Consider the following 22,089-nt stretch of genomic DNA (forward strand, 5'->3'; position numbering starts at 1 on the left):
ATATAAATATTAAGAAAAAGTGATAGTTAGAGTTGTGATAAGGATAATATATGGTTACAATTACTGGTTTGCTTGGCGTACCCATAATTTCTAAAGTTTGTGACTTGCCACAAATATTAATTAAAACAATCAAAAAGGAGCATTTTCAAATTGCTGATGGCGATATTATTTGTGTAGCTTCTAAAATTTGCTCGCTAGCAGAAGGCGATGTTATAGATCTAAACCAAGTTGTGCCGACTCCTTTGGCACAAAAAATTCAGCAGCGAATTCTCAGAAAAGATGAGCATTTAATTCAAGTAATTATCGACCAAACCGGTGATCCCACTGGTAGCAAGCTGGAAATAAGTGGAAATCATATTGGTGCATGGCTGCCAAATGGACTGTTTTTAACTAGTGGCGGTGTTGACAAGGGTAAAAATAATACAGCGATAACTTTGCCCAAGAATTGTGATTTAACAGCTAAACGCATCAGCAATGCTTTTTGCCAAGAGTTAGGGGTAAAAACGAGTGTGATTATTACTGACAGTGACGGTAGGGCAGATAAAAAAGGTGCTAATCAGGTAGCAGTTGGCTTATACGGTTTAAATGGTCTGAGAACAAATAAGAAAACTGGTACTAGCGAAACACTTTGTGATTTGCTGGCAGCTTCTGCGGGTTTAGTAATGGGACAACGTGGTATTAATATACCATTAGCCTGCATTCACGGTCTTGAATATGAAAAAGCTACTGATTTTAGCATTGCAGATACCGTGAATTAAAATTTAACCTGTCCGAATCATTTTTAGAATGGAGCAAGTTTTTTGAAAAGATACAGAAATAACACGAACCTGAATGAAACAACGCGTAGTGAATTTGAATTAATGGGTGAATTTGGTGTAAATCCAGATTTTTTAGAAAGACAACTTCGTGATGGCTTTGCAATTGGGGTATTTAAATACGAAGGTGGAAAAGCGGAAGTTAAAACTACTCCAGTTCTTTATACTAAAGATGATAAAATTGCTGGCGGTTATTTACCATTAACTAATAGTATAAAACATTGTATATATGGCTTTTTAGAAGATGGCACGTTTGTCAGATTAAATACTTTTTCAAGTTCAAATCATAGGGTTACTATTTCGGGATTAGGTGCAATTAAATATGTTTCTTATGAAACTGATTTTTCCAGATTACCTTTTAATAAAGAACAAGAGCCGGAAGAATTGTGGATAACAATAAATTCTTTGAGTGAAATTGCAAGCTATATTATTCCTCAAGATTTAGAAAATACCGAAGCTTTAAGAAAACAAGACGTGAAAATATGTGAGTTAACAGATTTTGATATCTTCTTAAAACTTCTCTATTTTAAAAATAAAACACCGATGTCTTTAAGTATTAAAACCAATATTGCGTTAAAGATAAAACCCCACAAACCTTATAATGAAAAAATAATTTTAAATTTTGTCAATAAGTTCGAAAGATTTATTTCAATTATTAATGATAGCCGAATGGACATAACTTCAATTAGATTTTTTAAAGATAATAAATGTATTAAGTTACGTCTTCCATATTCTGAAGTAATGAAAGAGAATAGTTTTAAAGACTTTACAAGTTTTATCTACATACCAGGTCTTGCTTTCAAGTTTTATACAAATGAGCTTGGAAATGTATTCAAGGCAGTAAATAAAGATGATATAAATTTTAATAACTTGATTAATAATTATATTTATAATATAAATCGTGAGCTTAATATCAACAGCTCGTTGCTTGACTATGTAAATTCAATCGAATTTTATATGGCAGGAAAAAAGTTTAAAAATGGTAAAAATATAAAGTCTTTAAATAAAAAAATTAGTTTTTTCATGGAAAGTTTGCCAGAAAAACTGTACCACTTATTTTTTGAAGAAGCTAAGAGTAAAGAAAATCCGACTGAGTCTATGTTCATAAATTCGGTTGTAGATACTAGGGATTATTTAACCCATGGCGAAAAGACTAAAAGCGAATTTTTAATCACTGATTTTCAAAAGCAAGTTGACTATGTTGAATTTCTCAGAAATATTATACGAGTAAAAATTTTGTATGAGTACAATATACCTGAAGATATTATTTATCAAGAATATAGCAACAAATGGGGAGATAGATATTTTTGCAGCTTAATCAAAAGATACTTATAAAAAATTTATAAACAAGAATAGGAGAGATAAAAAGTGAAAATTATTTGTTATGGTGTAATTAAAATGGAAGAAAAAATTATTGAAAACTGGGCTCAAAAAAACCAAGTTGAAATAAAAATCGTCCACGATGACTTGTCTGCAGATAATGCTGGTTTAGCTCAAGGTTTTGACGGAGTGAGTTCTGAAGGCAACCTTCCAGTCGGCGCCAGTGTCTACGAAAAATTTAAGCAATTTGGCATTAAGCAATTATCCGTGCGGCAGGTTGGAGTTGATAACCAAGATTTAGCGGCCGCAAAAAAGAATGGTATTAAAATTACAAACGTTGCAGCGTATTCACCAAGGGCCATTGCCGAACTTGGCGTAACCGATGCAATGTATTTACTGCGTAAAATTGGGATTTATCAAGACAGAATGGATCATGGTGATTTTACTTATGATAAAAGTACAATTAGTACTGAAATTTTTAATTGCACTGTCGGTATAATTGGCGCCGGTCATATTGGTGGAGCTAGTGCACACCTATACAGCGCATTGGGTGCTAAAGTTTTGGCTTGTGATCCGGTTTATGACGCATCTCTTGAACCTTACCTCACTTATACCGACTTTGATACGATTCTTGCTGAATCCGATATTATTTCTTTACATACACCATTACTAGCAAGTACTGAAAACATGATTAACAAAACTGCCTTTGATAAAATGAAGAAAAAGCCTATTTTGATTAACGTAGCTCGTGGGGGCTTGGTTGACACACAAGCTTTAATTGCGGCCCTTAAAAATGGACAAGTTTCTGCTGCAGCTTTAGATACTCTAGCCGATGAAACAGATTTTTATGATAAAAAGAATATGCTGAATTCCCTTCCGGAAGATTATAAAGAACTAAAAGCAATGCCTCAGGTATTAATTACTCCGCATATTGCTTTCTTCACGAAATTAGCTGTTAAAAACAGTATTGAAATTGCTTTGAACGATGCTAAAACAATTATTTCCGGAGGAGAAGTAAATAGCGTAGTTAACTTATAAATAGTTAGTGAAAATATTTTGGCGTAAATGTCGTTATAACAACAAAATAAAGCAACGTCTTTAAACAAAAATAGCTAAGTTTTTACTTAGCTATTTTGTGGTTTCTCTGATTATTAATTTAGTTGGAATTAGAAATTGACTTCCTTTTTCATTTTGCTTATTGATGGCATGCATTATGCTGGTAACTGCTGTTTGAGCAATTTTTCTGGTATTTTGCTGGATGGTTGTTAACTTTGGTGTAATTATGTTAGCTGCAGGTACATCGTCGAAACCTACAACTTGAATTTGTTGTGGAACTTGGTAACCAAGATTTTTAAGATATTTGAGTAATTCCATTGCAATCCCGTCATCGACCGCAAATAAACTGTCAGTTTTGGGATTTTTTTGCAAAAATTTGGCGAATGAAGATTGACTTTGCAACTTCAGTTCGTGGCGTGACTTAACGAATTTAAGAGAATGATTTTTCAAACTTTCCTTAAAACCGTCAATTCTAGATTTAATTGAGCTACTAACCTTTTTGACTACGACCACAGGAGATTCTGCTCCTTTTTGAAACAAATAATTAGTTGCATCCAGGGCACCTTGATAGTGATTAGAAGAAATAAAAACTGTATTATGAAAATTTTCTGGTTCGCGGTCAATACAAATGTAGGGAATTTCTTTTAGAGAACTTTGAAATTTAAAACCGTGTTGATAAGACCCAGAAATCACGATAATGCCATCAACCTTTTTGTTTTCAAGCATACGTAAGTATGCTTTTTCTTTTTGTTCATTTTTATCAGTATTACAAATAATGGTGGAATAGTTTTTGGTAAACAGCAATTCTTCAATTTTTTGAACCAAATCGGCAAAAAAGGGATTTTTAATGTCTGGAACAAGGATTCCTATGGTGAATGTAATATTCGTACGCAAACTACGGGCATTGTTATCGATTTTATAGCCAGTTTGTTCAATAACATCTAAAACTTTTTGTCTGGTTTTTTCAGAGAACCTGCCATTATTATTAATTACCCGTGAAACTGTTGCAGTTGAAACATTACATAATTTTGCAATGTCTTTAATTGAATATTGCTTCATTACCTACTCCTTCATTTATTGCCTAATTATATCATTAAAATAAAAATTTAAGTTTTTTTGTGGTTAAACGATTGCTCTATTTATAACTTATTATTTAGACAAACGTTTACAAATAAAAAATTAAGTGCAATAATAGCAGTATGTTAATTTGAGTAAACGATTACTCAAAAAAGGAGGAGAAAATGTCTTTAATACTAAGCCCGTCAATGATGTGCGCAAATTTTAGTAATTTAAAACAAGAAGTTGAAAAGCTGAATAACGCTGGAGTCGATATGTATCACATGGATGTAATGGATGGTAGATATGTTCCGAATTTTGCATTGGGACCAGAAGATTATCAAACAATCCGTTCCTTGACGAAAAAGCCTATGGATGCTCATTTGATGATTGAAAATCCTCGTTCTTACATTAAATTCTTTAGTGATTTGGGAGCAGACATTATTTATTTTTGCCCAGATGCTGAAAAGCAACCTGCAAGGACGATTGATGATATTCACGCTTTGGGTAAAAAAGCTGGAATTGCAGTAAATACGGGAACGTCTTTCACTACAGTTCAAGAACTTTTACCTAACGCAGACTATGTTTTAGTAATGACTGTTCATCCAGGATTTGCTGGACAGCCATTTCAAGATTTTGTAATGCCAAAGCTGCAGCAGTTTATCGCAGCAAAAGAAAAGTATGAGTTTGTCTTAGGAATTGACGGAGCAGTTTCACGAGAAAAAATTAATCAACTGCATAGAAAAGGCGTTGATAATTTTATTCTCGGAACTTCAGCACTATTTAACAAGTCAGTTTCTTATCAGGAAACAATTGCTCAAATCAGAAAGGAAAATCAGTAAAAATGGTTGCAAAGAAAATAAAAATAGCTTTTGGATCAGATCATGTCGGTTTGGAACTGAAACCAACAATTATGGAATATGTTAAAAATTTGGGCTATGAAGTTTATGATTTTGGGACTAAGAGTAATGAGCGAACTGATTATCCTATTTACGGGCAAAAGGTTGGTAAAGCCGTGGCTAGCGGAGACTATGATCTTGGAATTGTAATTTGTGGCACTGGTGTAGGCATTTCCTTAGCAGCAAACAAGGTAAAAGGTATTCGTGCCTGCGTATGCAGTGACTGCTATTCAGCTAAGCTCTCGCGAATGCATAACAATACAAATGTATTAGCTTTCGGCTCTCGCGTAGTTGGTCCAGAGTTAGCCAAGATGATCGTCAAAAATTGGTTAGAAGCCAAATATATTGGCGGTCGTCATGAAAGAAGAGTAGAAGAATTAGCAGCAATTGAAAGTGAAGATGAACAAAAGTTTGTAGAATTGGAGTATTCCCAAGAATTTGATGGTAAAGAACAATTTGAGGATCAATCACTGTAAGGGATAGGTGAGAAAAGCAGGTTATTATTGCTCAAGGGTTGTCATCTTCATGAATACTAAAGATTATCCAGATGTTGAACTGCTACATGCAGGGGAAAATAATTATGGCTTTTTTGAAAGTCTTGCTATTTTTAATTAATTCTTCTAGCCTTAAGCAATGCCTAATGCACTTATCAAAATGCAAAAGACAATTAAGCCCAAGATGACAATTGTAAAGTTGACGTGCTTCTTTGCTATCAACCAGTAGCAACCTAAAGTTCTGGCTGCTTTTGTGAAAATTGTTAATAAACCAGATGAATACATTTCAGTGATATATTCAGAACCTACTGTAAATCCTAGTTTAGTCATTTCCCAGTGACACCATTGAGCAGGGATGTTGTAGATCAACAGGAAGACGAAGGGTGCTAAAACATTGCCTTGCATTCCAAATGTCATTGCGACTCCGGCAGCAATAACTCTTAAAATACCCCAAAATAGCGTGTCACCAATTCCAGACATTGGTCCCATCAAACTGGCTTTGACGGCACTAATTGAAGAAACATCATAATCTTCGTGTTGGGAAGCCTGCTTCTCCATTGATGCAACCAATCCTTGACAAAAGGTTCCCACATATTGAGTGATATTATAAAAAACAGTATGTCTTTTAAGAGCTTGCTGCTTTTAACGACTTAAACATTTCAACTACTAATTTAGAAACGGCAATCTATTTAAATCTACATACACAAAATAAAATTAATGTAATTGGGGGGAGTATGATTGATACATATTCTAGTAGTATGATTACTGCCAGAAATTTACGTGATCATGTTTTTGATATTTCTTTTATGTCATGTAGAGGATTTAGTCTGGAGTACGGTGTTACTGATAAGGTTGAATCCGAGTCTAGCATAAAGCATACTTTAATTGAATGCAGCAAAAAATTAGTTTTATTGATAGATAGTAATAAAATGGGTCTGATTTTTCCTTATAGAGATTGTAAATTAAGTCAGATTTCTGCAGTTGTAACAGATAAAAAGCCTGCTGGTGATTTTTAATCATTAGCAGGCTGTTTTGTTTTTACAATGGACTATCAGATTTTTCTTAAATGGATAATAGAATACCCATTTCAATTTTTAATTGATTTACTATTTATATTTTCCCAACATTTCAATATAAATTGTTGGTTGTTTATCTTTTCTACATCAATATAATTAAAACAACTTAAATTGAAAGAAGAGAAATTCATGACTGGAAAAAAAGCTAATTTAATTTTTGGAACTCTTTTGACTGGAACAATTGTTACATCGTTTCTTCAAACTTCTTTAACAACGGCCTTACCACAAATTATGCATGAGTTATCATTGACCGCACTAACTGCCCAGTGGTTAACCAGCGCTTTTAGTTTAGCTATGGCAGTAATGATTCCTATATCAGCATATTTGATTAAAAGCTTTACTACTAGGCAAATATTTTTATCGTCAATGCTATTATTTGCTTTCGGCACATTACTTTGTTGTGGGGGAAGCAATTTTCCAATTATACTAATAGGCCGTATATTTCAAGCCTTTGGTAGCGGCATTATTTTACCATTAACTCAAGTAGTAATTATGATTCTTTATCCGGTTAACAAGCAGGGAATGGTCATGGGGATATTGGGATTGGCATCAGGAGCAGCACCTGTGATAGCACCAACTTTAACAGGCATCCTTATTGAAATTTGGGGTTGGCGTAGCGTTTTCTTTATTTCAGCTGTTATATCACTTTTTATTATAATTTTAGCAATCTTTAGCGTTGAAAATGTTTCACCAGTTGCAAAAAATCAGCTAGATTACTTTTCTCTATTATTAAGTACTGGTGGCTTGAGCAGTATTTTGGTAGGGCTTAGCAATATTACTACTAGATTATTTATAAGCTTAATCTTGCTGGTTATTGGAACAGTATTAATAATTATTTTTTGTAAAAGACAGTTACAAGATAAAGAACCATTACTAAATCTAAGAATTTTTAAAAATTCTAAATTTCGTTTGGCTGTATTAATCAGTATGCTTCTTTATGCAATAATGATGGGTAGTTCAACTATTTACCCTATTTTAATTCAAACTGTAATGAAAAAATCAGCCCTTATTTCAGCATTTATAATGTTGCCCGGATCATTAGCTATGGCTCTAATTAATCCTTTTACCGGAATGTTTTATGATAGATTTGGAATAACTAAATTGGCAATTTCAGGAAGCTTGTTATTAGTAATTAGTTGTTTGGGAGTAACATTTATTAGTTCTCCAAAAGAAATAATTTTGTTAGGAGTTTTTTATCTTCTCCGTTTATTAGGGGTTGGCTGTTTGATGATGCCAATTGTAACTTGGGGAATGCAAAGTTTGCCTAAAAATGAAGCAGCAAATGGTACAGCTCTTCTAACTTGTTTAAGAACATTAAGCGGTGCTATGGGAACTTCTTTATTTATGGAAGCCATGACTAGCGCAACCCACTTTATTGATGCTAAAGTAGTGGCAAATTATATAGGAATTCAATTCACATTCAGTATAATGACATTGTTGGCTTTAGTTCAATTATTGATTAGCATATATAAAGTTAAAAAGCTTTAACAAAAAGATTTTTATATGCCATAATCATTTCTATGAATAAAAAAAGAAATCGTACCGTATCACGTAAAAAAATTCAAAATGCCGTCGTTGAACTTTTAAAGAATAGTAATTTAGAAAATTTAAAAGTCACTGAGATTTGTCAAAAGGCACAAATTAACAGGTCAACTTTTTATGATAATTACACAGATATTTATGATATGGCAGACAAATTAAGAAAATATCTTGTTAACGAATACGCACTAACGCAAAATAATTCTAAAAAACCATCTTTTTCAAAATTATTGCAACATGTTAAAGACAACCAAGATTTATATCGTTTATTTTTTAAACTAAATTTACAAGATGGTGTTGCTGAAAAGTTTATAGATAGTCATGAAGAAAAAAATCATTATGATGAAGTATTTTTTCGTAATGGTATAGTGGCTATAATTACAGAGTGGCTAAAAAATAATTGTTCAGAACCAATAGATAACGTTGTTAAAGTAATTGAGGCACATCAAAATTGTTTGCAGAATAGTAGTAATGAATATTAAGATCTATCTAAGAAAAATAAAAAACAATCTGAATTTCAGATTGTTTTTCTGTTTTTATGCCAGCAAAATGGCATCATCTTCAAGACCTGTACCTACATGTTTTTGGAATAGTTCCATTAACTTAGACACAGTTAGATTTTGTTTATCTTCACCAGCCAAATCGATCGCCACACGACCTTGATGCAACATGATCAAACGATTGCCGTAGCGGATAGCATCTTCCATGTTGTGGGTAACCATAAATGCTGTTAAATGCTGTTCGGATATCAACTTTTCAGTTAATTGCATGACTGTTATTGAAGTTTGTGGATCAAGAGCCGCAGTATGTTCATCCAGTAAAATCAAGTCTGGTCTCTGCAAAGTCGCCATTAGAAGCGTAATTGCTTGTCTTTGACCACCAGAAAGAAGTCCAATTTCAGTTTCCAAACGGTTTTCCAAATTTAAGTTAAGTTGTGCCAGCTGTTTTTTGAAAAATTTTCTATCTTGTTTTTTAACGCCAGGACGAAAGCCCCGGCGCTGTCCGCGCTTCATAGCTAAAGCCAAATTTTCTTCAACTGTTAATCTGACCGCTGTTCCCATTTTAGGATCTTGAAATACGCGACTAATATTTTTTGCTCGCTTAGTAACAGGCATTTTTGTAATATCGGTACCTTTCAAAGTAATCTGTCCCTCTTGAATAGGCAGCGTACCAGCAATACTATTGAGCAGGGTAGACTTACCTGCTCCGTTACTACCAATGATAGTCACAAAATCCCCGGCTTCTAAATTTAGGTCAATACCACGTAAAACACGGTTTTCGTTGACAGTTCCTTGTTCAAAAGTTTGATGTAAATTTTTAATCTTTAGTACTTCTGGCATTTTGCTTTCCTCCTTTAAGATTGCGTGGCAAGTGGAAATTCGGCAAAGTTAAGCACACAACTAAAACTAAAGCTGAAGCTAATTTTGCATCAGATGGTTCTACATTCATCTGGAATACCAAGGCTAAAATCAGTCTATAAATGATAGCACCTACAACTAAAGTAAGTAAACGACCGCCAATTGGTAGATTCCTGATAAGTACTTCTGCAATAATAATTGAAGCTAATCCAATAACCAGAGTACCAACACCAGAGTTAAGATCGGCAAAGCCGTTATTTTGTGCTAAAAGTCCACCTGACAGGGCAATGCATCCGTTAGAAATCATATAGCCTAAAATTTTCATTCCTTGAGTTTTGATACCATTTGCGGCACTCATTTGCGGATTGTCGCCTGTAGCTCTCATAGCCAGGCCAATTTCAGTTTTGAAAAAAACAACTAATAATAGTATAACCAAAAGTGCAATTATCAATCCCATCGCAATTACTGCATTGTTACGACTTAATCCCCAATTTTGCGCAATTGTAAAAACTGTATCTTTGCCCAACAATGAAACATTAGCAGCGTTTTGCATTACTCTGGAAGTAATGGAGTACAGTCCAGTCATTGTAATAATTCCTGCTAGTAAGGAAGGAATACGCAATTTGGTGTTCAAAATACCAGTAACTAAGCCAGCAATCAAACCGCCAATAAATGCGGCAATTGTTGCCAATATCGGATTAATTCCTTTAATAATGCACATCGTTGCAACGGCTCCCCCTAACGGAAAGCTGCCTTCAGCTGTCATGTCGGCTAGATCTAATATCCGAAAAGTTAAGTAAACACCGATTGCCATTAATGACCAAAGTAATCCTTGAGAAGTAGATGAAAGTAATAACTCCCAAAATGTATTCAACATAACTATTGATTCACGCTGCCTTTCTTTAATTTACTTAGGTGCTTTAATTGAAGCAGGATCAATTCCAAGTGCCTTTGCCATTTTCTTGTTAACTACCAATTTCAAATCAGTTGCCCTTTCAACTGGCATATCTTTAGGCTTAGCTTTACCGTCTAAAATTTTGGCAGCCATTTTACCGGTTTGTTTACCAAGCGCCTCATAATCTATTCCGATTGAAGCCAAGCCGCCAGTTTTAACCTGGTCGGTTGAACCGGCTACTAGTGGGATTTTCTTTTCCTTAACAACTTTACCAATAATTGAGGAAGCAGAAGCAAATGTGTTGTCTGTTGGTACGTAAATTCCTTGTACTTTACCAGCTAAGGTTTCTGTTACTTGTTGAACGTCGTTAGTGGTATTAGCTGTTTTAACTAAAACTTTAACGCCAGCTTTTTTCAGTGCCTTGATGGCTAGATCAGCTTGAATTTTAGAATTGGCTTCGCCCGCATTGTACATAATGCCAATTGTTTTCGCCTTAGGCACAATTGATAATAACAATTTGATTTGTTTATCAATTGAAACCATATCAGTAGTTCCTGTGACATTTCTACCAGGTTTTGCATCAGAATTAACTAGTTTGGCAGCTTTCAGATCAGTCACAGCAGTGACCACAATCGGAACATCTTGGGTCGCATTAGCAACACTTTGCGCTGCTGGTGTGGCAATTCCCAAAATTAAATCTGATTTTTCGTTGACTAGTTTTTCACTCATGCTCTTCAGATTGTCTTGGCTATTTTGGGCATTTTGGTAATCAATTTTCAAATTTTTCCCTTCAGTGTAGCCTTCTTCTTTTAGACCTTCTTTAAAGCCCTTGTTGGCTTCATCTAAAGAGGGATGTTGTACTACTTGCAGTATACCCACATGTTTGACAGTTGCTGTACTGCCTGATTTTTTGTTACTGCAGCCACTAAGTAGCAACAGACTAGTTAAAGCCATTCCCATAATAATTTTCTTGATTCGCATTTTTGTTCCTCCGTAATCCTGCTGACCGTAAAAAAATATCCACTTATTTCTAAGTGGATATACAAGAATTATTAGTAATAATCATTTGTGATTAGCCACTTAGAAAACTATGTGGCTAACCGCAATTAAAGGACTTTAGCCATCATAGATAAATTCAAAACTTGAGTCTGGTTTGAATTCATCTAGATGAACCCAAACCTTATCTAAAATAGCTAAAGTAATAACGGTTATTCAGTTGTGAGACTCGTATTAGATTACATTTCATAAAACTTTACCTCCAACCTTAATGAGAAGATTATAAAAAACAAAGAAGAAAAAGTCAAGAAGTAATAAAATTTGATTGCAGAAATAATAATCTTTATGGTTGTTTAAAGCAGAGTCTCAATAAAAAATTCGTTCTAATTATTATTGCTAAATAAAAAGGCCACCCAGTTGAAATAAGTAACAAAGTTTCTCGCTTACGTTATTTGTTTCAATGTTTAGCGGCCTTTTAATAGCAACTTAAAATTATTTAGGTGCTTTGATTGATTTAGGATCAATTCCCAGTGCTTTAGCCATGCTCTTGTTAACAACTAATTTCATATCATGTGCTTTTTCAACTGGCATGTTAGCTGGCTTGGCTTTACCAGACAAAATCTTGGCCGCCATTTTACCAGTTTGTTCTCCTAATAATTCGTAATCAATTCCGATTGAGGCCAAACCACCTGTTCTAACTTGATCAACGGAACTTGCTACCAGGGGAACTTTCTTTTCTTTAACTACTTTACCAACTACAGAAGCAGCTGAGTCGAAAGTATTATCTGTAGGAACGAAAATACCGTCAACTTTAGATGCAAGTGTTTCAGTGACTTGCTGGACATCATTAGTGGTATTTGCGGTTTTAATCAAAACTTTCACTCCTGCTTTTTTCAGTGCAGCTGTAGCTAAATCGGCCTGTATTTTCGAGTTTGATTCACCGGCATTGTACATAATACCAACCGTTTTTGCTTTAGGAACAATTGATAGCAACAACTTAATTTGCCTTTTAATTGAAACCATGTCTGTTGTTCCTGTAATGTTTCTGCCAGGCTTAGCATCTGAATCAACTAACTTAGCTGCTTTCAAGTCAGTTACAGCAGTAACAACAGTTGGTATTTTTTGGGTCGCATTGGCAACGCTCTGTGCCGCTGGAGTAGCAATGCCCAAAATCAAATCTGATTTTTCATTAACTAGTTTTTCGCTCATACTTTTCAGGTTATCTTGATTATTTTGCGCATTCTGGTAGTCGATTTTAAGATTTTTACCCTCAACAAAGCCACTTTCTTTTAGTCCCTTTTTAAAACCTTTGTAGGCCTTATCTAAAGAAGGGTGCTGCACCACTTGCAAAACCCCAACATGTTTAACTTCTGGTGTCTTGCTAGTTTTTTTGTTGCTGCAGCCTCCTAGTGCCATTAATCCGACAATACTAATTCCTGTGATCAATTTCCTAAAACGCATTTTCTGCCTCCATAAAAATACCCACTTACTTCTAAGTGGGTGCACAAAAATTAAATTGCCAAAAACGATTGGATGTGGTCAGCCACTTAGAAAGCTATGTGGCTAACCAAACTAAAAGAGCCTTAGCCATCATAGATAAATTCAAACTTGTGTTTGGTTTGAATTCACCTAGATGAACCCAAACTCCTATCTATAGTAGCTAAGATAATAACGATTATTTAGTTGATTTTCTTTTTGACTAAATTGAGTCATTATCCTTACCTCCAACTTCAATAACCGAATTATAAAAAAATAAAAAATTAATGTCAAGACTTAATTTAATTGTTAGTGCTAATTAAGTGGGGTGAGAAAAAGTGTGTTAATCAACAATTCGCTCAATTTTAATAGTTTTGATAACTTCCAGAACTTTGCTGATCTGAACAAAACCGGTTTTGGTTTCCATTGCATTAGCAGTGCCTGATGCAATAGCCCATTTAATGGCTTCTTTAAAATCATAGTTTTTACCTAAGGCATATAAAAGGCCACCAACAAGTGAATCTCCTGAGCCTTCGGTATTAACTACTTTTACTGGTTTTAATTTAATACTGTAAAAATCATGTTCATGCTTGAAAAGCGCCCCTTTTTCTCCTAAAGAAACAATTATGTTTGGAATTTTTTTCAGTTTACTTTTTAATATCTCTTCTTTGATTAAGCTGTAATCCTTAGTAACAGGATAAGATAATAACTCTGCTACTTCTGTTTCATTAGGTTTTATGAAGTCTGGTAAATAGTGACTGTTTAATACCTCGGCTAAGGCCTCTCCGGAAGTATCAAGCACAATTTTAATGTCTGGGTTAAGGTCACGAACTTTGGCAATTATTTGGGGATAAAAATTATGAATCTCACTAGGAGGAAGGCTACCATTTAGAGAAATTGCCGCAACTTTATTTTTAGTAATTAATTGTTCTATAGTTTCTAACAATTGGTTGAAATATTGTAGTGGAATATGGTCCCCATACTCATTTATTTCTGTTTTTTCCCCGTTATTTTGAATTATAGTGTAACAATTTCTTGTGTTACCGTTAGTTTCAATAAAGTTACATTTATACTGGTCATTTTTAGCTTGTTTCAATATATATTTGCCATTTGAACCAGCTAAAAATCCTGTAGCTACAGTTTTGGCTCCAAGGTTGGCAGAAACTCTGGCAGCATTGATACCCTTGCCACCAACCATTTTTTTGATCAACTGAACTCTATTTAACTGTCCTACTTTGAGCTGCTTTAACTCGTATAAACGATCTACTGAAGGATTGACTGTAACTGTAATTTCCATTTTTATTCCTAATCTGTAAGTTAATGAATGATTTTGATATATTTTGAATATTTTTTAACATCATCAGGAGAAACTCTTGGATCCGTCACCAGAAGATCAAATTTATCAAGGTCACGAAACGTGATGATGTCTGAATGGTTTAGTTTGGTGTGATCTGCCACTATGAAAGACTTTTTTGCATGAGCAATCGCTATGTTTTGAATATTTCCTTCAGGTATTGTACTGGTAGTTACACTATTATCACTGATCCCGTTAGTTGAACACAATGCATAGTCAAAATTTAAGCCTTCAAAGATGTTTTCAGCTTTTTCACCTAAAAATTCTTCAGTATTCCTATGTAGTTCACCGCCTGTCAAAAATAGGCGACATTTACTTTTATTAATTTCATTAAATGCAGGCAAACTATTGGTTACAAAAGTAAGATTTTTCGAAAGTAATAAAGGAACAGACATTAACAAAGTTGTACCAGCTCCTAAAAAAATTGTTGAATTATTAGTTACTTGTTTTGCTAATAATTTAGCAATTTCTTTTTTTTCGGAAATATTTTTTTGTAATTTTTCATTAGTTGTTGACTCGGTTTGATAGTTACTTTGAGCACCGCCATAAATTCTTGTGATTTTTCCTTGCTCCTCTAGACGCTTTAAGTCACGTCTTACGGTCATTGAAGAAACATTTAAATTTTTAGCAATGTCAACTGTGGTCATAAAACCGGTTTTACGTAACAGAATGTTTATCTCTGTTAACCTTTTTTCTTGTAAACTCAAATAATCACTTCTTTTTACCGATTCTATCATGACTTTAGTAGTATATCAAACATTTTGTAACATATAAAGTTCAAGTTTGTTAAACTTTGTTAAATTAAGGTTGACATTGTTCGAGCTTAGTATTATATTGAAAACGTATTCAAAATGAAAGGAGGTCTTGTAGTGTTTTATCAAAAATTAATTGATTTAAATATTTCAGTTGAAACAGAAGAACAACTTTTTGATTTAGTTGGTTCGCGTGCAATTAAACTTGATTTTGCCAGGATTGGATATATATCAAATTTGGAAAAGAGGGAGCTTTCATATCCAACTGGACTTAAATTTCCACAGGTTTCACTAGCCTTACCACATGTTGATCCACAATATGTTGAAAACCCATTTATTTATATCGGTCGTACCATTAAGCCATTAAAACTTAAACAAATGGGAGATAATGCTGACATGGAAGCTAAAGATTTCTTATTCTTAGGTCTTAAAAATGGATCAAAACAACCTGAACTTTTAGCTCAAATAATATCTGCATTCCAAGATAAGGATTTTGTTAAACATTACATGGAAACAGAAAACACTAAAGATATGCTTCAAATTGTCAAAAATAAGTTTAAAGAGGTAATAAAATGAAAACAATTTTGGTTTGTTGTGGAACGGGTGTTGCTACCAGTCCCCAAGTAGCGAATAAAATTAATGATTATTTAGCAGAAAACGGTTTAGATCAATTGGCGAAGGCAACACCTGAGCCAATTGGTGAGGCCAAAACAACAATTGAAAATGACAGTAGTGTCATTGTTTATGTTGGTATAGCACAAGCTGATGCTGAACTGCAGGAAGTACTTGATGCCAATAATGTTGTAGGAATGGTGGGCCTGCCCTGGTTGACCGGAATGGGGCAGGAAGAAGCCAATCAAAAAGTGGCGGAAATTGTTAAACAGGCAAAATAATCTAAAAATAGAGGTGAGTTAAATGGATTGGAACGGTATAGTTCAAGGAATTTTGGGAGTTGGTGCTCAGGTTTTGATTCCAATTTTAATTATAATTTTGGGATTAATCTTTGGGATGAAGCCGTCTAAAGCGATACTTTCAGGTCTTTATTTAGGTACCGGATTTATTGGGATGTCAATGGCCATTAATCAATTGACTGAAACTGTTAGTCCAGCGGCTAAAGCATTAGCTAAATATACTGGCATTAATCTGCCAGCAGTTGACTTTGGCTGGACTGGCGCTGCTGCTATTACATGGAGTTGGACATTAGCTTTTCTGTTTTTTGCAGTAGAAATTGTAGTCAATCTGGTCATGCTATTGGCTAAAATGACAGATACTATGAATGCCGATATGTGGAATGTATGGGGTATTGCCTTAACCGGCTATATGGTTTATCAAATTTCTGGCAGTTTAATCTGGGGTTTCATCTGTGGTGCTATCCAAGTTGTAATTTGTTTGAAATTAGGTGATATGTGGAGTAAAGAAATTGCCAATATGCTTGGTTATGAGGGTGTTACTGTAACCCACATTGAAGCGTTTACGGCGATTATAATGTCTCCTATTAATAAATTAATGGATTATATTCCGATTTTTAATCGTGAATGGGATGCTTCTTCATTAAAACGTAAAATTGGTGTTTTCAGTGAACCAGTGACAATGGGCGCAATTATTGGATTAGTTCTTGCGTTAGCTGGTCGTTACAGTATAGGTGATGCACTCAATCTTTCCGTAACTGTAGGTGCTGTCATGGCTATTTTTCCAGTTATGGCAAAGTTTTTCATGGATGCCTTAACTCCGTTTGGTTCTACTATGAGTGACTTTATGAAAAAGCACGTTAAAGGTAGAACTTTCTCAATCGGACTAGATTGGCCTATTTTGGGACAAAGTACCGAATTATGGGTAACCATGGTGTTAATGATCCCAGTATCAATTATTTATGCAGCGATTTTGCCTGGTAATACTATTCTCCCAATTGCAGGTGTCATCAATTACTGTATTGGTGTAGGTGGATTGCTTCTTACTGGTGGTAATCTTTTGAGAATGCTTGTTTTAGGTGTTATCTATGAACCTGTTTTTCTCTACGGTGCATCATATTTTGCTAATATCTTTACAAAATTAGCAAAATCAAGCACTTCTATTAAAGTACCTGCAGGATCACAAGTATCATGGAGTTCAATTGAAGCTCCCGAATTGAGATTTGTGATGGCATGGGCAGGAAAGGGTAATATTTGGGCAATTATTGGTTTAGTTGCATTACTTGCTCTTTTCTGGTTACTATATCGCTCATTTAAGAAAAATCCAATTCCAGCCCTGAAATATAGTAAATTAAAGTAGGACTGAATAATGGATAAATTAATGAACAAAAAAGTCTTTTGGACTTGTTTAAGTTTTTTGACATTTGGTTTATTCAGTTATGCAATTATTTCTAAAACTTATTGGATAAATGTCTTCGTTATTATTTTAGGATTACTAATTAATAAGAAGGGAAGTGATACCCTTTTTACTAAAAAAAGTATGTCCACTAAAAATAAAATGAGGAGGAAAAATAATTTATGAAATATCCTGCAGGAAGAATTCCATTTGAATATGAACGAAATGATTTAGCAAAAGTTGTCCGTGAAGTAATGGAACGCAGAGACACTAACATTGTTGGTGGCAATATCAGCATTAAGGTTCAAGATGAAACTGGAAAATTCTTTTATGTCATGACGCCAACGATGATGTCAGAAGCTTATATGGGTTACTTGAATGCGGATCAAATTCTTGTCATTGAACCTCATACACGCAAAGTGATTTCTGGCACTGGTAAGGTTACCAGAGAAATTAATATGCATGAAGCAATATATGATGCTAATCCTGAAATTAAGTGTGTTTTTCACTCACATGCCGATCAATGTATGTTCTGGGGTACAAGTGGCTTAAATATGCCAAATGTAACCGAAGCAACTCAGAAGTTAAAAGAAATTCGCACTTTAAATTGGCATCCAATGTGTACTGAAGAACTGGCAGAATATGTTTCCGCTGAAATAAAGAAATTAGGTGCTAAGGCTTTAAGAAATGGGTTCATTTTAAATTCTCACGGTACTTTATTTACCTCCGGTGGTAAGGACATGGATCCATTGACTGCTCTGCATAAATCTTTAGCAGATGTTGATATTACCGAATATAATGCTAAAGTTGCTTATAAGCAGACTGTTTTCCAACAAATAGGTGTGCTAGACGGTTATTACTCAGAAGGAACCAAAATTGGGACTTGGGAGGATGTTAAAGCTGGTAAAGCCCTCTATAATAAAAAAACAGCGCAAAATAAAAAGGGTGACTAAAAAATAGTACCCTTCTTACAAAGTTTGACCACTTTGACAATATAATACTTTTGCGTTGAATGCAACTATTATTCAAGATTTTTGTGTAAGCCTGATCATTTTGATCAGGTTTTTTTGGTTAATGTAACATTGTAGAAGAAGGTCATAAATAGCGATAGCAAAAGGGTAAACATTAATTGAATAATGTTAGGTATATTTGTACTGTCAATCTTTTTAGGACTGATAGGTGTAGTATAATTAAATAGATAGTCATTCTTAAATAAGAGGAGGAAAAGCCGATGACGCGATTGCAAAAAATGGTATTAAAGCCGAAAGAGCAGTTAGTGACACGGCTTTTTTTGTCACCAAAATTAAAGCAGAATTTAACCGTCCTTTCTTATAGTACTCATGATTTAATAAATGCTATGAAAGAAATGAGTGCCAGCAATCCCTTTGTGACTTTGAAAGAACCTAAAGGTGAGATGCAGAATTTAGAATGGCTGCGCTCGCCTGAAGGGAAAAATTTAATAGATCATTTATTATTGCAAGTGGATTTAAGTGACTGGCACACTTGGGAAAAAAGTGCAGTCAAGGCTTTGATTTATAATCTTGATGAAGATGGCTACTTAAGAATTGATTTGGCTAAAATTGCGGAACAAACTGAGTTTACGCTGGCAAAATTATTAAGGGCAAAAAGCCTACTTCAAAGTCTTGACCCGTGTGGGATCGGAGCTGCAAATCTGGCTGAATGTCTGGCGCTTCAGGCAAAGCAAAAAGACAACTTTAATCCTGTAGCACTTGAAATTTTGCTTAATAATCAGTTGGAAATGCTGGCAGATCCTAAAAAATGGTCTAACTCTAGGTTTTCAATATCCGAATTAAATGATGCATTGGCCAGCATACAAACACTGAACCCGACTCCAGCCAGCGATTATATAGTCGACAGTAATGTTCAATATTTGTTACCCGATTTGATTTACAAGGTAACAGATGGACGTATAACGGTAGAAAACTTTCAAGCGCAAATACCAGAAATGGTTTTTGATGAAAAATCATATCGTGAATTAAAAGATCAGTCTAATGAAAGTAAGTATTTTTCGGAGCAAAAGCAGCGTTTTCTTGAAATGAAAAATGCGATTGCAGAGCGTCAGAAAACTATCATGAGATTGGGTAAATATGTGGGCCAGTTTCAACATGGTTTTTTAACTACAATGCGAAAACAGGAATTAAAACCACTTGGGTTAAAAGAAACCGCTCAGGCTTTGGGTCTGGCACCAAGTACAATTAGCAGGGCGATTAAAGATAAATACGTCCAGTGTCAGAATAAGGTTTTCAGTTTGAAAATTCTTTTTCCGCGTAAAGTAACTACTGATTTATCCCAATCACGCATAGAATACGACCTGCAAAAGATCATAAAAAAAGAAGAGGCCCGTGCTCCTTTAAGTGATCAGCAACTGGTAGAAATTTTTGCCAAACATGATGTGACTTTAAGTCGGCGAGTGATTGCTAAATATCGTAAAAAGCTCAATATACCTAATAGTTACAGCAGAAAATCCAAGTCAATTGATTAATATTGGCAAAAAAATCCTAACGTGGAATGAAATGTTTCATAAAAGTTAGATTAATGTCTAACATTTTAGTTGCAATTCAGAATCGTTAGGATTTTTGTTTTAATTAACAAGGCTTTATGGCAAATCATTACCTGCAGCAAGATAAATATCATACCATTCCTGAGCAGTAAGTGAAATATCTGCTCCCTTGGCACTGTCGATGATATGAGCTGGTGTCATCGTACCGATAATAACTTGTGTATTTGCCGGATGCCTTAAAATCCATGCAGCAGCCACAGCATTTTTAGAAACACCTTTTTGCTCAGCTACTTTTTGCAAGGCATCATTAACCTCCGGAAACTTAGGATTACCAATGAAATTGCCTTCAATTTGACCGTATTGGAAAGGTGACCATGCCTGAACGGTCATACTGTGCAAGCGTGAGTAATCCAAAACACCACGGTCATGATCAATACTCCGCTCATCCGTCATATTAGTGTGAATATTGAAGTCAATTGGACCAGTGTGCATGACACTTAATTGCAGTTGATTAATTAACAGCCTTTGGCTGACTCCACTTTGCAGTAGGTCTACTTGCATCGGGTTGAAGTTGGAAACGCCAAAGTGACGCACTTTACCGTCTCTTTGTAACTCATCAAAGGCAGCAGCGATTTCTGCAGGATCCATTAAGGCATCAGGTCTGTGCAGCAGCAAACTGTCTAAATAACCAATTTTCATACGAGAGAGAATACCATCCACAGCATTAATCAGATATTTCTTAGAAAAATCATACCTGGTTGTCTTGTAGTCCATTTTAGGATTTTCATAAATCCCCGTCTTAGATTGAATGTAAAAATCGTCGCGTTTTAATGATGATTTTTGTAATGCTTCTCCGAAAATTTCCTCAGATTTACCATGACCATAAACATCAGCTGAATCGATATAGTTAATACCAGTTTCATGGGCAGTTTCTAATGCCCTGACAGCTTCTTCTACAGTCAATTTATTCATGCGCATAATTCCGAGTGCAATAGCTGAACCAGTAAAGTTAGTGTTGCCAATTTTAATTTGTCTCATAATGTACCTCCTTTCTTTAGTATACGCTTTCTTAGAGGCAAAAATTTAAAAACAGGAGAGTTTTAATTTATATTTAGCAATAATAGCAAAAAGCCTAATATTTTTTTAAAAATAATTTTATTTTTATCATTATTTTGTATATAATAGATATTACATAATTTTGAAAAAACAAGTAGGAGGGAAAATTATGAGTAATAAAATAGGAGTTATCGGTGACGGTCACGTTGGCAGTACGGTAGCGCAACAGTTAATATTAACAGGTTTAGTAGATGACCTCGTTATGATTGATGTTAATGAAGCAAAGGTTAGAGCAGATCAGCTTGATTTTCAAGACGCGATGGCAAATTTGAAGCATCACACTACTATTACAATCAATGATTATTCCGCCCTCAAGGATGCAGACATTGTCATTAGTGCTTTTGGAAATATTGAGTTGGAAGCAGGCGGCGAGCGTTTCGCAGAATTGAACTATAACCGTGAGCGAATTGGAGACATTGCGGAGTCAATCAAGAAGAGCGGCTTCAATGGTATTTTGGTTGCCATTACCAATCCAGTTGACGCAATTACTAATATGTATCAAGAACTAACTGGTTTACCGCGCAAACATGTCATTGGTACTGGTACTCTATTAGATACGGCTCGTATGAAGCGTGCTGTTGGTGAACGGATGAATGTCGATCCTCGTTCAGTTGAAGGCTTTAACTTGGGTGAACACGGTAATTCACAATTTACTGCTTGGTCCACCGTTAAAGTTTTGGAAAAACCAATTACTGAAGTAGCTGAAGCAAAACACCTTAAGCTTGAAGACTTAAACGATGAAATTAAGTTTGGTGGTCAAACAGTTTATAAAGGTAAGCAATATACTAACTACGGTATTTCAGCTGCTGTGACCCGTTTGGTAGAAACCATTCAAAGCGATGCTCACACTGAAATGCCAGTTTCAAATTACCAAGAAAAATATGGTACCTACTTATCTTACCCGGCAATTGTTGGTCGTGACGGTATTGTTCAAACCGTTGAATTGACACTGACAGATGAAGAAGAAAAGAAATTACAGGCATCTGCAGAAACAATTAAAGAAAAAGCTAACAAGTAGTTCTAGTTTGTTTAGTAAAAATGATGGTCACAAAGATCATCATT

At 34.7% G+C, this 22,089-nt stretch carries 21 protein-coding genes and 2 pseudogenes; 14 read left to right on the forward strand and 9 right to left on the reverse strand.

Translation table 11 applies throughout. The features are described 5' to 3' along the window. The first annotated feature begins 50 nt into the window (after positions 1 to 50). Genes ACZ2M0_RS02720 through ACZ2M0_RS02730 form a run of 3 tightly spaced genes read left to right on the forward strand, consistent with a single transcriptional unit; the run spans position 51 to position 3,173 of the window. Entirely contained in the window at positions 51 to 758 is a 708-nt protein-coding gene (locus ACZ2M0_RS02720; protein WP_490058426.1) for a coenzyme F420-0:L-glutamate ligase, read from the forward strand. A gap of 42 nt (positions 759 to 800) precedes the next feature. Beyond that, entirely contained in the window at positions 801 to 2,150 is a 1,350-nt protein-coding gene (locus ACZ2M0_RS02725) for a HEPN domain-containing protein (RefSeq protein ID WP_490058427.1), read from the forward strand. Between the two features lie 33 nt (positions 2,151 to 2,183). Beyond that, positions 2,184 to 3,173 (forward strand): D-2-hydroxyacid dehydrogenase, encoded by a 990-nt coding sequence (locus ACZ2M0_RS02730; protein WP_490058428.1) that lies wholly within the window; start codon positions 2,184 to 2,186, stop codon positions 3,171 to 3,173. 90 nt (positions 3,174 to 3,263) lie between these two features. Here the strand turns inward: ACZ2M0_RS02730 and ACZ2M0_RS02735 are convergent, their stop codons facing one another. Then, the gene (locus ACZ2M0_RS02735) at positions 3,264 to 4,250 is read right to left on the reverse strand and encodes a LacI family DNA-binding transcriptional regulator (RefSeq protein WP_490058429.1); all 987 of its coding nucleotides are present in this window, start codon (positions 4,248 to 4,250) and stop codon (positions 3,264 to 3,266) included. Between the two features lie 182 nt (positions 4,251 to 4,432). On the opposite strand from ACZ2M0_RS02735, the gene ACZ2M0_RS02740 reads away from it, so the two are divergent. Further along, positions 4,433 to 5,089 (forward strand): ribulose-phosphate 3-epimerase, encoded by a 657-nt coding sequence (locus ACZ2M0_RS02740; protein WP_490058430.1) that lies wholly within the window; start codon positions 4,433 to 4,435, stop codon positions 5,087 to 5,089. A gap of 17 nt (positions 5,090 to 5,106) precedes the next feature. Continuing rightward, on the forward strand, positions 5,107 to 5,622 hold the full coding sequence (gene rpiB, locus ACZ2M0_RS02745) for a ribose 5-phosphate isomerase B (protein ID WP_490058468.1): 516 nt from the start codon (positions 5,107 to 5,109) through the stop codon (positions 5,620 to 5,622). Positions 5,623 to 5,772: 150 nt separating this feature from the next. On the opposite strand, the pseudogene ACZ2M0_RS02750 reads toward rpiB, so the two are convergent. After that, positions 5,773 to 6,267: pseudogene (locus ACZ2M0_RS02750) on the reverse strand (PTS system mannose/fructose/sorbose family transporter subunit IID); the annotation flags it as partial. 17 nt (positions 6,268 to 6,284) lie between these two features. On the opposite strand from ACZ2M0_RS02750, the pseudogene ACZ2M0_RS02755 reads away from it, so the two are divergent. From ACZ2M0_RS02755 to ACZ2M0_RS02765, 3 genes and pseudogenes are all read left to right on the forward strand, one after another. After that, positions 6,285 to 6,656: pseudogene (locus tag ACZ2M0_RS02755) on the forward strand (DeoR/GlpR family DNA-binding transcription regulator); the annotation flags it as partial. A gap of 189 nt (positions 6,657 to 6,845) precedes the next feature. Beyond that, positions 6,846 to 8,204 carry a DHA2 family efflux MFS transporter permease subunit gene (locus ACZ2M0_RS02760; RefSeq protein ID WP_490058431.1) on the forward strand — a complete coding sequence of 453 codons (1,359 nt, stop codon included), beginning with the start codon at positions 6,846 to 6,848 and terminating at the stop codon, positions 8,202 to 8,204. 32 nt (positions 8,205 to 8,236) lie between these two features. Beyond that, entirely contained in the window at positions 8,237 to 8,737 is a 501-nt protein-coding gene (locus ACZ2M0_RS02765) for a TetR/AcrR family transcriptional regulator (protein ID WP_490058432.1), read from the forward strand. A 54-nt stretch (positions 8,738 to 8,791) separates the two neighbouring features. On the opposite strand, the gene ACZ2M0_RS02770 is transcribed toward ACZ2M0_RS02765, so the two are convergent. From ACZ2M0_RS02770 to ACZ2M0_RS02795, 6 genes are all read right to left on the reverse strand, one after another. Further along, positions 8,792 to 9,595 (reverse strand): ABC transporter ATP-binding protein, encoded by an 804-nt coding sequence (locus tag ACZ2M0_RS02770; RefSeq protein WP_490058433.1) that lies wholly within the window; start codon positions 9,593 to 9,595, stop codon positions 8,792 to 8,794. After that, on the reverse strand, positions 9,573 to 10,487 hold the full coding sequence (locus ACZ2M0_RS02775; protein ID WP_490058469.1) for an ABC transporter permease: 915 nt from the start codon (positions 10,485 to 10,487) through the stop codon (positions 9,573 to 9,575). Before ACZ2M0_RS02775 ends, ACZ2M0_RS02770 begins: the two co-directional genes overlap by 23 nt. A 33-nt stretch (positions 10,488 to 10,520) precedes the next feature. Beyond that, positions 10,521 to 11,489 carry an ABC transporter substrate-binding protein gene (locus ACZ2M0_RS02780; RefSeq protein ID WP_490058434.1) on the reverse strand — a complete coding sequence of 323 codons (969 nt, stop codon included), beginning with the start codon at positions 11,487 to 11,489 and terminating at the stop codon, positions 10,521 to 10,523. Between the two features lie 507 nt (positions 11,490 to 11,996). Continuing rightward, the gene (locus ACZ2M0_RS02785) at positions 11,997 to 12,965 is read right to left on the reverse strand and encodes an ABC transporter substrate binding protein (protein WP_490058435.1); all 969 of its coding nucleotides are present in this window, start codon (positions 12,963 to 12,965) and stop codon (positions 11,997 to 11,999) included. Between the two features lie 358 nt (positions 12,966 to 13,323). Continuing rightward, positions 13,324 to 14,277 carry a 1-phosphofructokinase family hexose kinase gene (locus tag ACZ2M0_RS02790; protein WP_490058436.1) on the reverse strand — a complete coding sequence of 318 codons (954 nt, stop codon included), beginning with the start codon at positions 14,275 to 14,277 and terminating at the stop codon, positions 13,324 to 13,326. A gap of 20 nt (positions 14,278 to 14,297) precedes the next feature. Continuing rightward, positions 14,298 to 15,041 (reverse strand): DeoR/GlpR family DNA-binding transcription regulator, encoded by a 744-nt coding sequence (locus tag ACZ2M0_RS02795; RefSeq protein ID WP_490058437.1) that lies wholly within the window; start codon positions 15,039 to 15,041, stop codon positions 14,298 to 14,300. Positions 15,042 to 15,203: 162 nt separating this feature from the next. Here ACZ2M0_RS02795 and ACZ2M0_RS02800 point away from each other — a divergent pair, with 162 nt between their 5' ends. The 5 genes from ACZ2M0_RS02800 (at position 15,204) to rpoN (ending at position 19,893) form a co-directional block, all read left to right on the forward strand. Continuing rightward, complete coding sequence (locus ACZ2M0_RS02800; RefSeq protein WP_490058438.1) at positions 15,204 to 15,662, forward strand: PTS sugar transporter subunit IIA; 459 nt, start codon at positions 15,204 to 15,206, stop codon at positions 15,660 to 15,662. Then, positions 15,659 to 15,979 carry a PTS sugar transporter subunit IIB gene (locus ACZ2M0_RS02805; RefSeq protein WP_490058439.1) on the forward strand — a complete coding sequence of 107 codons (321 nt, stop codon included), beginning with the start codon at positions 15,659 to 15,661 and terminating at the stop codon, positions 15,977 to 15,979. Before ACZ2M0_RS02800 ends, ACZ2M0_RS02805 begins: the two co-directional genes overlap by 4 nt. A gap of 22 nt (positions 15,980 to 16,001) precedes the next feature. Then, complete coding sequence (locus tag ACZ2M0_RS02810) at positions 16,002 to 17,354, forward strand: PTS galactitol transporter subunit IIC (RefSeq protein WP_490058440.1); 1,353 nt, start codon at positions 16,002 to 16,004, stop codon at positions 17,352 to 17,354. A 218-nt stretch (positions 17,355 to 17,572) separates the two neighbouring features. Further along, on the forward strand, positions 17,573 to 18,343 hold the full coding sequence (locus tag ACZ2M0_RS02815; protein ID WP_174794905.1) for a class II aldolase/adducin family protein: 771 nt from the start codon (positions 17,573 to 17,575) through the stop codon (positions 18,341 to 18,343). 278 nt (positions 18,344 to 18,621) lie between these two features. Further along, positions 18,622 to 19,893, forward strand: coding sequence for an RNA polymerase factor sigma-54 (rpoN, locus tag ACZ2M0_RS02820; RefSeq protein WP_490058441.1), 1,272 nt, complete (start codon positions 18,622 to 18,624; stop codon positions 19,891 to 19,893). A 114-nt stretch (positions 19,894 to 20,007) separates the two neighbouring features. On the opposite strand, the gene ACZ2M0_RS02825 is transcribed toward rpoN, so the two are convergent. Then, the gene (locus tag ACZ2M0_RS02825) at positions 20,008 to 20,949 is read right to left on the reverse strand and encodes an aldo/keto reductase (RefSeq protein ID WP_490058442.1); all 942 of its coding nucleotides are present in this window, start codon (positions 20,947 to 20,949) and stop codon (positions 20,008 to 20,010) included. Positions 20,950 to 21,136: 187 nt separating this feature from the next. Here ACZ2M0_RS02825 and ACZ2M0_RS02830 point away from each other — a divergent pair, with 187 nt between their 5' ends. Next, positions 21,137 to 22,045, forward strand: coding sequence for an L-lactate dehydrogenase (locus ACZ2M0_RS02830; RefSeq protein ID WP_045927542.1), 909 nt, complete (start codon positions 21,137 to 21,139; stop codon positions 22,043 to 22,045). Positions 22,046 to 22,089: the final 44 nt, after the last annotated feature.

This window comes from Lactobacillus sp. VURO6/B1 (VP7), assembly GCF_058139575.1.

Bases quoted from the DNA above. Each gene is read 5' to 3' on its own strand.
- ACZ2M0_RS02720 (WP_490058426.1), top strand. From the start codon at position 51: ATGGTTACAATTACTGGTTTGCTTGGCGTACCCATAATTTCTAAAGTT.
- ACZ2M0_RS02735 (WP_490058429.1), bottom strand. From the start codon at position 4,250: ATGAAGCAATATTCAATTAAAGACATTGCAAAATTATGTAATGTTTCA.
- ACZ2M0_RS02740 (WP_490058430.1), top strand. From the start codon at position 4,433: ATGTCTTTAATACTAAGCCCGTCAATGATGTGCGCAAATTTTAGTAAT.
- ACZ2M0_RS02760 (WP_490058431.1), top strand. From the start codon at position 6,846: ATGACTGGAAAAAAAGCTAATTTAATTTTTGGAACTCTTTTGACTGGA.
- ACZ2M0_RS02765 (WP_490058432.1), top strand. From the start codon at position 8,237: ATGAATAAAAAAAGAAATCGTACCGTATCACGTAAAAAAATTCAAAAT.
- ACZ2M0_RS02770 (WP_490058433.1), bottom strand. From the start codon at position 9,595: ATGCCAGAAGTACTAAAGATTAAAAATTTACATCAAACTTTTGAACAA.
- ACZ2M0_RS02780 (WP_490058434.1), bottom strand. From the start codon at position 11,489: ATGCGAATCAAGAAAATTATTATGGGAATGGCTTTAACTAGTCTGTTG.
- ACZ2M0_RS02785 (WP_490058435.1), bottom strand. From the start codon at position 12,965: ATGCGTTTTAGGAAATTGATCACAGGAATTAGTATTGTCGGATTAATG.
- ACZ2M0_RS02790 (WP_490058436.1), bottom strand. From the start codon at position 14,277: ATGGAAATTACAGTTACAGTCAATCCTTCAGTAGATCGTTTATACGAG.
- ACZ2M0_RS02805 (WP_490058439.1), top strand. From the start codon at position 15,659: ATGAAAACAATTTTGGTTTGTTGTGGAACGGGTGTTGCTACCAGTCCC.
- ACZ2M0_RS02810 (WP_490058440.1), top strand. From the start codon at position 16,002: ATGGATTGGAACGGTATAGTTCAAGGAATTTTGGGAGTTGGTGCTCAG.
- ACZ2M0_RS02815 (WP_174794905.1), top strand. From the start codon at position 17,573: ATGAAATATCCTGCAGGAAGAATTCCATTTGAATATGAACGAAATGAT.
- rpoN (WP_490058441.1), top strand. From the start codon at position 18,622: ATGACGCGATTGCAAAAAATGGTATTAAAGCCGAAAGAGCAGTTAGTG.
- ACZ2M0_RS02825 (WP_490058442.1), bottom strand. From the start codon at position 20,949: ATGAGACAAATTAAAATTGGCAACACTAACTTTACTGGTTCAGCTATT.
- ACZ2M0_RS02830 (WP_045927542.1), top strand. From the start codon at position 21,137: ATGAGTAATAAAATAGGAGTTATCGGTGACGGTCACGTTGGCAGTACG.